Annotated in this window: 12 protein-coding genes; 8 read left to right on the top strand and 4 right to left on the bottom strand. The window is 74.5% G+C overall.

Annotated elements, in window-relative coordinates:
• Nucleotides 1-14 precede the first annotated feature (14 nt).
• Both ACFWI8_RS10680 and ACFWI8_RS10675 read right to left on the bottom strand, forming a co-directional pair.
• On the bottom strand, nt 15-293 hold the full coding sequence (locus tag ACFWI8_RS10680) for a hypothetical protein (protein ID WP_387088325.1): 279 nt from the start codon (nt 291-293) through the stop codon (nt 15-17).
• A gap of 47 nt (nt 294-340) precedes the next feature.
• Nucleotides 341-1,138: a PspA/IM30 family protein gene (locus tag ACFWI8_RS10675; protein WP_387088322.1), complete on the bottom strand. Its 798-nt coding sequence runs from the start codon at nt 1,136-1,138 to the stop codon at nt 341-343.
• Between the two features lie 246 nt (nt 1,139-1,384).
• Between ACFWI8_RS10675 and ACFWI8_RS10670 the strand changes: the two genes are divergently transcribed.
• Together ACFWI8_RS10670 and ACFWI8_RS10665 are read left to right on the top strand one after the other, a co-directional pair.
• Nucleotides 1,385-1,981, top strand: a complete 597-nt coding sequence (locus tag ACFWI8_RS10670) for a DUF3043 domain-containing protein (RefSeq protein WP_311603699.1) — start codon at nt 1,385-1,387, stop codon at nt 1,979-1,981.
• A gap of 80 nt (nt 1,982-2,061) precedes the next feature.
• Nucleotides 2,062-3,120, top strand: a complete 1,059-nt coding sequence (locus tag ACFWI8_RS10665) for a S1C family serine protease (RefSeq protein ID WP_387088317.1) — start codon at nt 2,062-2,064, stop codon at nt 3,118-3,120.
• A gap of 100 nt (nt 3,121-3,220) precedes the next feature.
• On the opposite strand, the gene ACFWI8_RS10660 is transcribed toward ACFWI8_RS10665, so the two are convergent.
• Nucleotides 3,221-3,433, bottom strand: a complete 213-nt coding sequence (locus ACFWI8_RS10660) for a hypothetical protein (RefSeq protein WP_387088314.1) — start codon at nt 3,431-3,433, stop codon at nt 3,221-3,223.
• Between the two features lie 124 nt (nt 3,434-3,557).
• On the opposite strand from ACFWI8_RS10660, the gene ACFWI8_RS10655 reads away from it, so the two are divergent.
• Nucleotides 3,558-4,745, top strand: a complete 1,188-nt coding sequence (locus ACFWI8_RS10655) for a bifunctional adenosylcobinamide kinase/adenosylcobinamide-phosphate guanylyltransferase (protein ID WP_387088311.1) — start codon at nt 3,558-3,560, stop codon at nt 4,743-4,745.
• A 45-nt stretch (nt 4,746-4,790) separates the two neighbouring features.
• Nucleotides 4,791-5,861: a nicotinate-nucleotide--dimethylbenzimidazole phosphoribosyltransferase gene (gene cobT, locus ACFWI8_RS10650; protein WP_387088308.1), complete on the top strand. Its 1,071-nt coding sequence runs from the start codon at nt 4,791-4,793 to the stop codon at nt 5,859-5,861.
• Nucleotides 5,862-5,891: 30 nt separating this feature from the next.
• Here the strand turns inward: cobT and ACFWI8_RS10645 are convergent, their stop codons facing one another.
• Entirely contained in the window at nt 5,892-6,635 is a 744-nt protein-coding gene (locus tag ACFWI8_RS10645; protein ID WP_387088305.1) for a hypothetical protein, read from the bottom strand.
• A 35-nt stretch (nt 6,636-6,670) separates the two neighbouring features.
• Between ACFWI8_RS10645 and ACFWI8_RS10640 the strand changes: the two genes are divergently transcribed.
• From ACFWI8_RS10640 to sucB, 4 genes are all read left to right on the top strand, one after another.
• Nucleotides 6,671-7,471: an adenosylcobinamide-GDP ribazoletransferase gene (locus tag ACFWI8_RS10640; protein ID WP_387088302.1), complete on the top strand. Its 801-nt coding sequence runs from the start codon at nt 6,671-6,673 to the stop codon at nt 7,469-7,471.
• A 92-nt stretch (nt 7,472-7,563) separates the two neighbouring features.
• Complete coding sequence (locus tag ACFWI8_RS10635) at nt 7,564-9,096, top strand: leucyl aminopeptidase (protein WP_387088300.1); 1,533 nt, start codon at nt 7,564-7,566, stop codon at nt 9,094-9,096.
• A gap of 213 nt (nt 9,097-9,309) precedes the next feature.
• Nucleotides 9,310-10,698: a dihydrolipoyl dehydrogenase gene (gene lpdA / locus ACFWI8_RS10630; RefSeq protein WP_387088297.1), complete on the top strand. Its 1,389-nt coding sequence runs from the start codon at nt 9,310-9,312 to the stop codon at nt 10,696-10,698.
• A gap of 65 nt (nt 10,699-10,763) precedes the next feature.
• Nucleotides 10,764-12,539 carry a 2-oxoglutarate dehydrogenase, E2 component, dihydrolipoamide succinyltransferase gene (gene sucB, locus ACFWI8_RS10625; protein ID WP_387088294.1) on the top strand — a complete coding sequence of 592 codons (1,776 nt, stop codon included), beginning with the start codon at nt 10,764-10,766 and terminating at the stop codon, nt 12,537-12,539.
• Nucleotides 12,540-12,633 lie beyond the last annotated feature (94 nt).

Here is a 12,633-nt window from a genome sequence, read left to right as displayed (position 1 = left end):
GACGGCGAACTGGCTCAGTCGGGGATCAGGCCGTCTTCGGTGAGCATCGCCCGCACCTCGTCGATGGTCGCGTCGGGTGCGGGCAGGATCAGCTCGGACGGCTCGAGCGCGTCGTCCGGCAGGGGGGTGCCGAGCTTCCTGACGGCCGCGAGCAGGGCCCCGAGGGTGCGCCGGAAGCCGTCCAGGTCACCGGACTCGACCTCGGCGAGCAACTCGTCGTCGAGCTTGTTCAACTCGGGGAAGTGGCTGTCGTCCAGCCGCACCTGCCCCTCCCCCATGATCCGCACGATCATGTAGCCCTCCGGCCGTCTCGTAGGGGGTGGTCACCGCCGGTCGGCGGTCACTGCTTGTCGAACCGCGGAGAGCGCTGCTCCTCCTCCTGGCGCTCCTCGACCCCCGAGCCGCCCTCGATGGCCTGGCGCCCGGCGGAGCTGCCGCCGGCGAGCTCGGCCTTCATCCGCTCCAGCTCGAACTCGACGTCCGCGTTGCCGGAGATCCGGTCGAGCTCGGCCGTGAGGTCGTCCTTGGAGGTGCCGGTCGCGTCGTCCAGGGCGCCGGAGGCCAGCAGCTCGTCGATGGCGCCGGCACGGGCCTGGAGCTGGGCGGTCTTGTCCTCGGCGCGTTGGATCGCGAGGCCGACGTCGCCCATCTCCTCGGAGATGCCGGAGAACGCCTCGCCGATCCTGGTCTGCGCCTGGGCCGCCGTGTAGGTGGCCTTGATCGTCTCCTTGCGGGTGCGGAACGCGTCCACCTTGGCCTGGAGGCGCTGGGCCGCCAGGGTGAGCTTGTTCTCCTCGTTCTGCAGCGTCTCGTGCTGCTGCTGGAGGTCGGCGATCTGCTGCTGGAGCCCGGAGCGCCTGGTCAGCGCCTCGCGGGCCAGGTCCTCCCGACCCAGCGCCAGCGCCTTCCTGCCCTGCTCCTCCAGCTTGCCCGACTGGCCGTTGAGCTGGTTCAGCTGGAGCTCGAGCCGCTTGCGCGAGGTGGCCACGTCCGCGACGCCACGCCGCACCTTCTGGAGCAGCTCGAGCTGCTTCTGGTACGAGTAGTCGAGCGTCTCCCGCGGATCCTCGGCCCGGTCAAGGGCCTTGTTGGCTTTCGCGCGGAAGAGCATCCCCATCCGCTTCATCACACCGCTCATGGGCCTCGCGCGCCCCCTTCATGCCGGGCTCGAACCTGTGACCAACCTGTTGATCCCCTACTACCCTACGGGTCACCTCTCCATTAGCGCACCGCTCGGCCGCGAATGGCTCCTACCTCAGGACGATTACGCGGGGCGCCCGCGTACACCCCACGGCCCGGGTCCGACGCGTCCCGAAGCGTCCGTTGCGTGATCGTGCCTGGCGGCCGGGGTCGTCCCGCCGGACGAGACCGTAGGCTTGGAGTCGTGTTCCGAAGCCGTTCGAAAGAAGACCAGGCCCGCTCCGCAGAAGCCGAGCGGGAAGACCGTGGCCGCGACCCGCAGGCGCCCAAGGGGCGGCCCACGCCCAAGCGCAGCGAGGCCGAGGCGCTGCGGCGTGCCGTCGTCAAGCCGCCGACCAACCGCAGGGACGCGGCGCGGCGGGCCAGGGAGCAGCGCAGGACCGCGATGAACAAGCAGCGCGAGGCCCTGCTCTCCGGTGACGAGCGGCACCTGCCGGCCCGGGACCGCGGCCCCGTGCGGCGGTTCGTGCGGGACTTCGTGGACACCAAGTGGCACGTGGCGGAGTTCTTCCTGCCCATCGCGGTGCTGATCCTGGTGCTGAGCATGCTGCCGTCGCTGACCGCGCGGAACATCGCGTTGCTGATGTGGCTCGCGGTCATCGTGATGATCGTGTTCGACTCGGTGCTGATGTCGCGCCGGCTGAAGAAGCAGCTGCGGGCCCGCTTCCCCGGCGAGAACCTCCGCGGCACCACGGCCTACGCGCTGATGCGCACCATGCAGATGCGCCGGATGCGGCTGCCCAGGCCCCAGATCAAGCGCGGCGAGGAGCCCCGCCGCTAGGGCCTGTCCTGGCGTGACCGGCGACACTCGAACGGCGGCCGCCGCTCGCGGAGGACGCGGGCGGCGGCCACACTGCCGTTGTGAGAGGGCGCACCGACTCCCGGGACCGCCGGGACCCCCGAGCCAGCACGTGGACGGCCGCCGGCTGCGCGGCGGCGCTGCTGCTGGCCGGCGGCTGCACCGGTGGCTCGTCGGCCGCGGAGGATCCCCCCGTGCCGCACGCCATCCCGGGCGACCTGGAGGCCGCCTATCAGGACGTGGTGCACGACGTGCTGCCGTCCGTCGTGCAGATCACCACCGAGGACGGCCTGGGTTCGGGCGTGCTGTACGACGACTCGGGCCACATCGTCACCAACGCGCACGTGGTCGGCGAGGGCCGGGACTTCGAGGTGCTGCTCGCCACCAGCCAGACGCCGCTCAGCGCCCGTCTGGTGTCCTCCTACCCGCCGCAGGACCTCGCGGTGATCGCGCTGACCGACCCGCCCGACGGGCTGCGGGCCGCCGAGTTCGGCGACTCCTCGCGCGTGGAGGTCGGCCAGATCGTGCTCGCGATGGGGAACCCGCTCGGCCTCTCGTCGAGCGTCACCCAGGGCATCGTCTCGGCGGTCGGCCGCTCGGTCAGCGAGGGCGAGGGCCAGGCGACGCTGGGCAACATGGTGCAGACCTCGGCCGCCATCAACCCGGGCAACAGCGGGGGCGCGCTGGTCGACCTGTCGGGCGACGTCGTCGGCATCCCCACGCTCGCCGCCAGGGACCCGGGGCTCGGCGGCGGCCAGGCCCCCGGCATCGGCTTCGCCATCCCCGCCTCCACCGTGACCTCGCTGGCCGACCAGATGATCGAGCACGGCCGGGTGGTGGACTCGGGCCGCGCCGCGCTGGGCGTCTCGGTGCGCACCGTGCTCGGCGACGGCTTCGAGCCGGCCGGCGCCGCGATCGTCGACGTCACCGAGGGCGGCCCCGCCGACCGGGCCGGGCTGCGCCCGGGCGACGTGCTGGTGAAGCTGGGCGCCGACCCGGTCACCGACGTGGTGTCGCTCACCGAGGCGCTGGCCTCGCACCGGCCGGACGACACGGTGCGGGTGCGCTACGCGCGGGACGGCGAGCGGAAGTCCGCCGACGTCACGCTGGGCGAGGCGTGAGCGCTCCGCGGGAGGCGGATCCGCACCACTCGCCGGGCGCGGTGCCGCGGCGAACATCGGCAGGAACACCCGGCTCCGCTCAGCTCCCGGCAGGGCCTCGTCACTCGTCGAGCGCCGAGTGCAGGCTCATCGGCCCGTAGATCTCGCGGCCGTCCTCCAGGAGGGTCACCTGGTCGACGCCCTCGTCGAGGAGCTCGCTCCAGATCTCCCCGATCCACGACTCGGCGTCGCCCTGGGTCCCGAAGTCGCCCGGGTCCTGGGAGGGCTCCGTCGTGGTGCCGTCCGCCTTCTCGAAACGCCACTCCCACGCCATGTCCGCCTCCTGATGCACCACCCGGCCGCGACTTCCTGACCGCAGACTAGATCACCGACCCGTCCCGCGGGGCACATGTGCGCACATCAGCCGACGAGCCGGACCGATCCGAGAGGATCAGGCCATGGACGTCACCCTGCTCGGCACCGGTGCCCCCGCCGGCCTCCCCCGTCCCGGCTGCCCGTGCGCGAACTGCGCCCGGGCGCTCGGCGAGGACGTCAGAACGGCCACCTCGCTCCTCGTCGACGGGGTGCTGCTGCTCGACCTGACGCCGGGCGTCGCGCTGGCCGCGGCCCGGGCCGGGCGGTCGCTCGGCGGGGTCCGGCAGGTGCTGCTGACCCACCCGCACGACGGCCCGGCGCTCGAGTTCCCGCCCGGTCTGCCGGGCCCGGTGCGGCTGCCGGACGGCCGGGAGCTGACGCTGCTCAGCGGCCACCGGGTCACCGCCGTCGCCATGGACACCCCGGGCACCGGGTACGCGGTGACGGGTCCCGACGGCGGCCGGCTCCTCTACCTGCCGCCGGGCGGCGCGCCCGCCGGACTGGCCGACACCGCCCCCTACGACCTGTGCCTGCTGGACGTGGCGGGCCGGCCCGAGGCGCTGGCCAGGCTGCGCGCCGCCGGCGCGGTGGCGCTGACCACCGACGTGGTCGCGGTGCACCTGGACCACGACGTGCCGCCGGGCGACGAGTCGCGCAGGCGGCTCGCCGCGGCCGGCGCGCGTGCGGTGCCGGACGGCGGCACGCTGCTGGTGGGCGACTTCCGGGAGGTGCCGGAACCCCCGCGCCGCACCCTGGTGTTGGGCGGCGCGCGGTCCGGCAAGTCGGCGGAGGCCGAGCGGCGCCTCGCGACGTTCCCCGACGTCGTCTACGCGGCCACCGGCGGGGCGCGAGCCGACGACGCCGAGTGGCGGGCCCGGGTGGCGGAGCACCGGGAGCGGCGGCCGGCCGGCTGGACGACGGTGGAGACCACCGACCTGCTGCCGCTGCTCGAACTTCCGGACGCCCCACCGCTGTTGGTCGACTGCCTCGCGCTGTGGCTGACGGCGGCCATGGACGAGGTGGGCGCCTGGGAGGGCCAGGGCTGGCGGGCCGCCCTCGCGGAGCGGACGGCGGCGCTCGTCGCGGCGGTCAGGTCGACGCGGCGGCGGGTGGTACTGGTGAGCAACGAGGTCGGCGCGGGCGTGGTGCCCGGCACCCCGGCCGGCCGCCGCTTCCGCGACGAACTCGGCCGGCTCAACGCGGCGGTGGCCGCCGAGTGCGAACAGGTGCTGCTGATGACGGCCGGTTGTGCGCTGGCGCTGCGCGGCTGAGCCACGCTCGGGGGCGTGCGGGCCGGAGCGCTACCCTCGTGTGCCATGAGTGACGGCGGTGTGAACCTCGGCGGCGTGAACCTCGATGACTTCGGCGATCTCATCGAGCGGCCGAGTGCCAGGCTCCGGCGGCAGGCCGAGGAGCGGCGGGCCCGGATCGGCGTACCGCCCAAGGCACTTGGCCGGCTCGACGAGATCGGCGCCTGGCTGGCCGCCGCCCAGGGCCGGGTGCCGGTGGCCCCCGTCGAGCGGCCCAGGGCGCTGCTGTTCGCGGGCGACCACGGGGTGGCCTCGCTCGGCGTCTCGGCCCGCCCGGCCGGCGGCGCCACCGCCCTGGTGCGGGACGCGCTGAACGGCACCAGCCCGGCCGCCGTGCTGGCCCGTCAGGCGGGCGTACCGCTGCGGATCGTCGACCTGTCGCTGGACTGCCCGGCGGACGAACTTCCGGAGGAGGTCAGCCGGTACCGGGTGCGGCGCGGCTCGGGGCGGCTGGACATCGAGGACACGCTGACCGAGGAGGAGACCGAGCGGGCGTTCCGCGCCGGCATGGCCATCGCCGACGAGGAGGCCGACTCGGGCACCGACCTGCTGGTGCTCGGCGACGTCTCGGTGGGCGGCACGACCGCGGCCGGCGTGCTGATCGCCGCGATGTGCGGCACGGACGCGTCGGTGGTGACCGGCAGGGGCGGGCGGCACATCGACGACCTGACGTGGATGCGGAAGTGCGCGGCCGTCAGGGACGGCCTGCGGCGGGCCAGGCCGGTGCTCGGCGACCAACTGCGACTCCTCGGCGCGGTCGGCGGGGCCGACCTGACCGCGATGACGGGCTTCCTGCTGCAGTGCGCGGTCCGGCGCACGCCGGTGGTGCTCGACGGCGTCGTCTCGGCGGCGTGCGCGCTGGTCGGCCAGCGGATCGCCTTCCGGGCGCCGGACTGGTGGCTGGCCGGCCAGGCGAGCGGCGAGCCCGGGCAGGCCAAGGCGTTGGACCGGATGGCCATGGAGCCGCTCCTCGACCAGGGCGTGACGGTCGGCGAGGGCACCGGGGCGCTCCTCGCCCTCCCCCTGATCCGCGCGGCGGCGGCGCTGGCGGCGGAGCTGCCGACCAGGACGGACTGACCGACCGCCCCGCTCCGCGGGGTGGGCCCCTCAGCGCTCGTCGTTGGGGGGGCCGGCGAGGATGTTGCCGATGCGGCGGCCCACGCTGTCCCACCGCGCGTCGTGGCGCTCGGCCCGCCGCTCCGCCCGTGCCCGCACCTTCGGCCACCGCTTGTAGAGCCACCGTGCCCAGAGCGAGTCGGGACGCGCCAACCGCAGGGCGCCGACCAGCGCCACCGGCGGCAGCAGGACGCCGAAGACGGCCATCACGTACTTCCCCTTCACCAGCGCCACGAGCACCACCACCAGATTGGCGAGCACGGTCAGCACCAGGTTGAACCTGATCAGCCGCTCCACGGGGCCGGCGCCGTTGATGCCGAACGGCAGGAAGCCGGTGAGCAGGGTGCCCGCGATGGCCGCCGTCAGGACCACCGCCTCGACGCTGCGCCGGCCCTGTTCCGACCAGTAGACGTCGTGCAGGTAGAGGATCAGGGCGAACTCGTCGAGCACGAGCCCGGCGCCGATGCCGAAGACGACCGCCGTGGTGGCGCCGACCCAGCTCTGGGTGCCGGCGGCCACCCCGCCGAAGCCGCCGGCCAGCATCAGCACCACGCCGGGCACCACGTGGTGGACGTGCTGCCCGCCGGCCGAGACGTCGTGGAACGGTCCGCGGCCGGCCCGGATCAGCCGGGTGATGCAGCGCGTCACCAGGAAGGTGACGACGAAGGCCACCAGGGCGAGCAGCAGCGGCAGCTTTCCCGGATCGACGATGTTACGAGTCCACCAGTGCACCATGACCTCCCCAGCCTCCGGGGCTACGCTGCGGTCCGATGAACGCCACGCCGCCCGGGGCCCCGAGGATCACGATCACGGACGGGCCGCGGTTCGCGCTGGCCACGCTGACCGTGCTGCCGGTGCGCGGCGTCCGGTGGGACCGGGCGGTGGCCGGAGTGGGCATGGCGTGCGCGCCCGTCGCGGGGCTCGTGGTGGGGGTCGCGGCGGCGGCCGTCGCCTGGTTCCTGGGCGCGCTCGACACCGGACCGGCGCTGGTGGCGGTGGCCGCCACGGCCGTGCCGGCCGTGCTCAGCCGTGGCCTGCACCTGGACGGCCTGGCCGACGTCGCGGACGGCCTGGGCAGCGGCCGGCCGCCCCACGAGGCGTTGGCGGTCATGAAGCGGTCGGACATCGGCCCGTTCGGGGTGGTCACGCTGGTCCTCGTGCTCGCCGCCCAGATCGCGGCGTTGGCCGAGGCGGCGAGCCCACCGGCGGCGGCGCTGGTCGCGGCCCTGGTGTCGCGGGCCGCGCTGACCTGGGCCTGCCGGGCCTCAGGACCGCCGCCGGCACGTCCCGACGGGCTCGGCGCCACGGTGGCGCGGGCGGTGCCGCTGCCGGCCGCGGCGGTCGCGGTGGCCGGGGCCTGCGCGATGGCGGCCGGCGCCGGGGCGCTGACGGGCGGGGTCGCGGGCGCGCTCGCCGCGTGCTGCGCCGCGGTGCTCGCGCTGAGCGCGGCCGAGGCGCTGCTGCGTCACTGCCGGCGCCGGCTGGGCGGCGTCACCGGGGACGTGCTGGGCGCGGCGGCCGAGGTCGCGGCGACCGTGGCGCTGGTGGCACTGGCCGTGACGGCGGGTTGATCGACACCGGGCGTAGTCTTCTGGCGAATGCCGGGTATCAGGGCGGCGCCCGCCCCGCGCGGACAGTGACGACGACGAGGAACACCAACACAGTGACTGCACTCACCCTCAGCAATCTCGCGGCGACCGCGGTGCCGGCCGACGCCGTGGTCATCGGGCTCGCCAAGGGCGAGTCCGGGCCGGTCATCGCGCCCGGCTCGCCGGCCGCGGCGTCCGTCGACGCCGCCTTCGACGGCGGTCTCGCGGCCGCCCTGAGCACCCTCGGCGCCAAGGGCGACGAGGAGGAGATCACCAGGCTGCCGGCCCCCGAAGGGCTGCCGGTGCCGCTGGTGGTCGCCGTCGGCCTGGGCACCGCGCCGGAGTCGGGCGCCGACTACCGGGCCGAGACGCTGCGCCGGGCGGCCGGCGCCGCGGCCAGGGCGCTGGCCGGCTCGGAGCACGCGGCGTTCGCGCTGCCGGTGGGCGGCGCGGCGGGCATCGCGCCGGTGGCCGAGGGCGCGCTGCTCGGCGCCTACGCGTTCACCGCCTTCCGCGGCCGTGGCTTCTCCGGCGCCGACAGCGGTCCGCTCTCCCGGGTCACGCTGCTCGACGCGGACGCCGGCGACGAGGCGCACGCGGTGGCCGCCGAGCGCGCGCTGGTGCTGGCCGAGGAGGTCGCCAGGGCCCGCGACCTGGTCAACACCCCGCCGAACGCGCTGAACCCGGCCGGGTTCGCGGCCCTGGTGGAGACGGCGGCCGCCGAGTACGGCGTCGAGACGCTGGTGCTCGACGAGCAGGAGCTGACGGCCGGCGGCTACGGCGGCCTGCTCGGCGTGGGCCAGGGCTCGGCCTCGCCGCCCCGCCTGGTGCGGGTGGCCTACGCGCCGGACCCGGAGGGCGCCCCGACGCTGGCGCTGGTGGGCAAGGGCATCACCTACGACTCGGGCGGCATCTCGCTCAAGCCGGCCGGGCACAACGAGACGATGAAGTGCGACATGGCCGGCGCGGCCGCCGTGTTCGCGACGGTGCTGGCCGCCGCCCGGCTCGGGCTCCGGGTGAACGTCACCGGCTGGCTGGCGCTCGCCGAGAACATGCCGTCGGGCTCCGCGGTCCGGCCGGGCGACGTGCTGACCATGTACAGCGGCAAGACGGTCGAGGTGCTCAACACCGACGCCGAGGGCCGTCTGGTGATGGCGGACGCGCTGACCAGGGCGTGCGAGGAGTCGCCCGACGCGCTGGTCGACGTGGCGACGCTGACCGGCGCGATGGTGCTGGCGCTCGGCAAGCGCACCTTCGGCGTGCTGGGCAACGACGACACGTTCCGCGACCTGGTGCACGAGACGGCCGGGCAGGCGGGCGAGCAGTCGTGGCCGCTGCCGATGCCGGCCGAGCTGGCCGAGGGTCTGAAGTCGCCGGTGGCCGACCTGGCCAACGTGGGCGAGCGGATGGGCGGCGGGCTCTCCGCCGGCCTGTTCCTGAAGGAGTTCGTCGCGGACGGGGTGCGCTGGGCGCATCTGGACATCGCGGGGCCCGCGTTCAACGAGGGCGGCCCCTTCGGCTACACCCCCAAGGGCGGCACCGGATCCGCCGTGCGCACCCTGGTGCGTCTCGCGGAGCGGGCCGCCGGCGGGGAGCTGGCCGGCTGACCGGGGCGGGCCCGGGGCCGGTGCCCGGTCGCCGGGGCAGGGCCTCGGGCCCGTCCTCCGTCGCAGCGTGCAAAGATGGTGTCCCGGCAGGACAGGGCCGCGGCTCACCCACCAGGAGAGCCACACCACGCCGCCACCAGGCGGCACCGGAACCCGCCGGCCGGTCACCGTCGACCGGCCGCGGGCGAAAACCCCATCTTGGAGGAACGTGACGTGGCGAACGACGCCAGCACCGTTTACGACCTAGTGATCCTCGGTGGCGGCAGCGGTGGCTACGCCGCGGCCCTGCGGGCGTCCCAGCTGGGCCTGGACGTCGCTCTCATCGAGAAGAACAAGCTGGGCGGCACCTGTCTGCACAACGGCTGCATCCCCACCAAGGCCCTGCTGCACGCGGGCGAGATCGCCGACGCGGCCCGCGAGGGCTCCGAGTTCGGCGTCAAGAGCACCTTCGACGGCATCGACATCGCCGGGGTGCACAAGTACAAGGACGGCGTGATCTCCGGCCTCTACAAGGGCCTGCAGGGCCTGGTGGCCTCCCGGAAGATCACCTACGTGGAGGGCGAGGGCCGGCTGTCCTCCCCCACGAGCGTGGACGTCAACGGCCAGCGGTACACCGGCCGGCACATCGTGCTGGCCACCGGCTCCGTGCCGAGGTCCCTGCCGGGCCTGACGATAGACGGCGACCGGATCATCTCCTCGGACCACGCGCTGGTGCTCGACCGGGTGCCGAAGTCCGCGATCGTGCTGGGCGGCGGCGTCATCGGCGTCGAGTTCGCCTCGGTGTGGAAGTCCTTCGGCGCCGACGTGACCATCGTCGAGGGCCTGCCGCACCTCGTCCCCGTCGAGGACGAGAACAGCTCCAAGCTGCTGGAGCGCGCCTTCCGCAAGCGCGGCATCAACTTCTCCCTCGGCTCCTTCTTCAAGGGCGCCGAGTACACGGCCGACGGGGTGCGGGTCACCCTGGACAACGGCAAGACCTTCGAGGCCGAGGTGCTGCTGGTCGCCATCGGCCGCGGCCCCGTCTCGCAGGGGCTCGGCTACGAGGAGGCCGGGGTCGCGACGGACCGCGGCTTCGTCCTGGTCGACGAGTACTGTCAGACCAACGTGCCGACCATCTCGGCCGTGGGCGACCTGATCCCGACCCTCCAGCTGGCACACGTCGGCTTCGCCGAGGGCATCCTGGTGGCCGAGCGCCTGGCCGGCCTGAAGCCGGTGCCGATCGACTACGACGGCGTGCCGCGGGTCACCTACTGCCACCCGGAGGTGGCGTCCGTCGGCATCACCGAGGCGAGGGCCAAGGAACTGTACGGCGCCGACCAGGTAGTCACGCTCAAGTACAACCTCGCGGGGAACGGCAAGAGCAAGATCCTCAAGACGGCGGGCGAGATCAAGCTCGTGCGCGTCAGGGACGGCGCCGTCGTCGGTATCCACATGGTCGGTGACCGGCTCGGCGAGCAGGTCGGCGAGGCCCAGCTGATCTACAACTGGGAGGCGCTGCCCGCCGAGGTGGCCCAGCTGATCCACGCGCATCCGACGCAGAACGAGGCGCTCGGCGAGGCCCACCTGGCCCTGGCCGGCAAGCCGCTGCACTCCCACGACTGACCTGGCCGCGTTATCCCAGAGCGCGCATGACCATTTGCCACTTTTCGTAAGGAGCAACAGAAACCATGGCGGTTTCCGTAACCCTTCCGGCGCTCGGCGAGAGCGTGACCGAGGGCACCGTCACCCGCTGGCTGAAGTCCGAAGGCGAACGCGTCGAGGTGGACGAGCCGCTGCTCGAGGTGTCGACCGACAAGGTCGACACCGAGATCCCCGCACCCGCGGCGGGCGTGCTGACGTCCATCAAGGTCGGCGAGGACGAGACCGTCGAGGTGGGCGCCGAGCTGGCGGTCATCGACGACGGTTCCGGCGCGCCGGCTGCCGCTCCGGCGCCCGCGGCGCAGGCCCCGGCCGCGCCGGCGCCCGAGCCGACCCCTGAGCCGGCGCCCGCGGCGCAGGCCCCGGCCGCGCCGGCGCCCGAGCCGGCCCAGGCCCAGGCGGCGCCGGCCGGTGGCGCCTCCGGCACCGACGTGGTGCTGCCGGCGCTCGGCGAGTCCGTCACCGAGGGCACCGTCACCCGCTGGCTGAAGGCGGTCGGCGACTCGGTCGAGGCCGACGAGCCGCTGCTCGAGGTGTCGACCGACAAGGTCGACACCGAGATCCCCGCGCCCGTGGCCGGCACCCTGCTGGAGATCACGGTCGGCGAGGACGAGACGGCCGAGGTGGGCGCCAAGTTGGGCGTCATCGGCGCGGCCGGCGCCGCTCCGGCCGCAGCCCCCGCGCCGGCGGCCCCGGCCCCGGCTCCCGCCCCCGAGCCCACTCCGGCGCCCGCCCCTGCCCCGGCCCCCGCGGCCCAGGCACCGGCTCCCACGCCGGCCCCTGCCCCGACCCCGGCCCCCGCGCCGGCTCCGGCCCCGGCTCCGGCCGCCAAGCCGGCTCCGGCCCCGGCGGCCGCCGCGCCCGCCCCCGCGGCGGACGGCGCCTACGTCACCCCGCTGGTGCGCAAGCTGGCCGCGGAGAACGGCGTCGACCTGTCCACCGTCCGGGGCTCCGGCGTCGGCGGCCGCATCCGCAAGCAGGACGTGCTGAGCGCCGCCGAGGCCGCCCGCGCGGCCGCCGCGGCTCCCGCCGCCGCCCCGGCGGCGCCGGCCGCCCAGGCGCCGGCGCCCGTCCAGCCGTCGCCGCTGCGCGGCCAGACGGTCAAGATGAGCCGGATCCGCAAGGTCATCGCCGAGAACATGATGAAGGCGCTGCACAACCAGGCGCAGCTGTCCACCGTCATCGAGGTCGACGTCACCCGGATCATGCGGCTGCGGGCCCGGGCCAAGGACGCGTTCCTGGCCCGTGAGGGCGTCAAGCTCTCCCCGATGCCGTTCTTCGTGAAGGCGGCGGCGGAGGCCCTCAAGGCCCACCCGTCGGTCAACGCCCGGATCAACGACGACGGCACCATCACCTACCACGACGTCGAGAACGTGGGCATCGCGGTGGACTCGGAGAAGGGCCTGATGGTCCCCGTCATCAAGGGCGCGGGCGACCTGAGCCTGGCCGGCATCGCCAAGAAGACGGCGGAGCTGGCGGGCAAGGTGCGTGGCGGCGGGCTCTCCCCCGACGACATGTCGGGCGGCACGTTCACGATCAGCAACACCGGCTCGCGCGGCGCGCTGTTCGACACGATCATCGTGAACTACCCGCAGGTCGCGGAGCTGGGCATCGGCGCCACCGTGCGCCGCCCGGTGGTCGTGAACCACCCGGAGCTCGGCGAGACCATCGCCGTCCGGGACATGGTCTACCTGACCCTGTCCTACGACCACCAGCTGGTCGACGGCGCGGACGCCGCCCGCTACCTGGCGGACGTCAAGGCCCGCCTGGAGGCCGGCGCGTTCGAAGGCGAGCTCGGCCTGTAAGGGCTGTCCGGCAGCCGACGTGAGGCCGCGCCCCGCCCGGACCCTCCGGGCGGGGCGCGGCCACGTTGACCACCGAGTCGATCACCGATGGGAG

This window comes from Streptomyces sp. NPDC127098 (genome assembly GCF_042722465.1).
Lineage (GTDB): Bacteria > Actinomycetota > Actinomycetes > Streptomycetales > Streptomycetaceae > Streptomyces > Streptomyces millisiae.
Note: the sequence above shows the minus strand (reverse complement) of the source record. Positions and strands in the feature narration are given on the sequence as shown.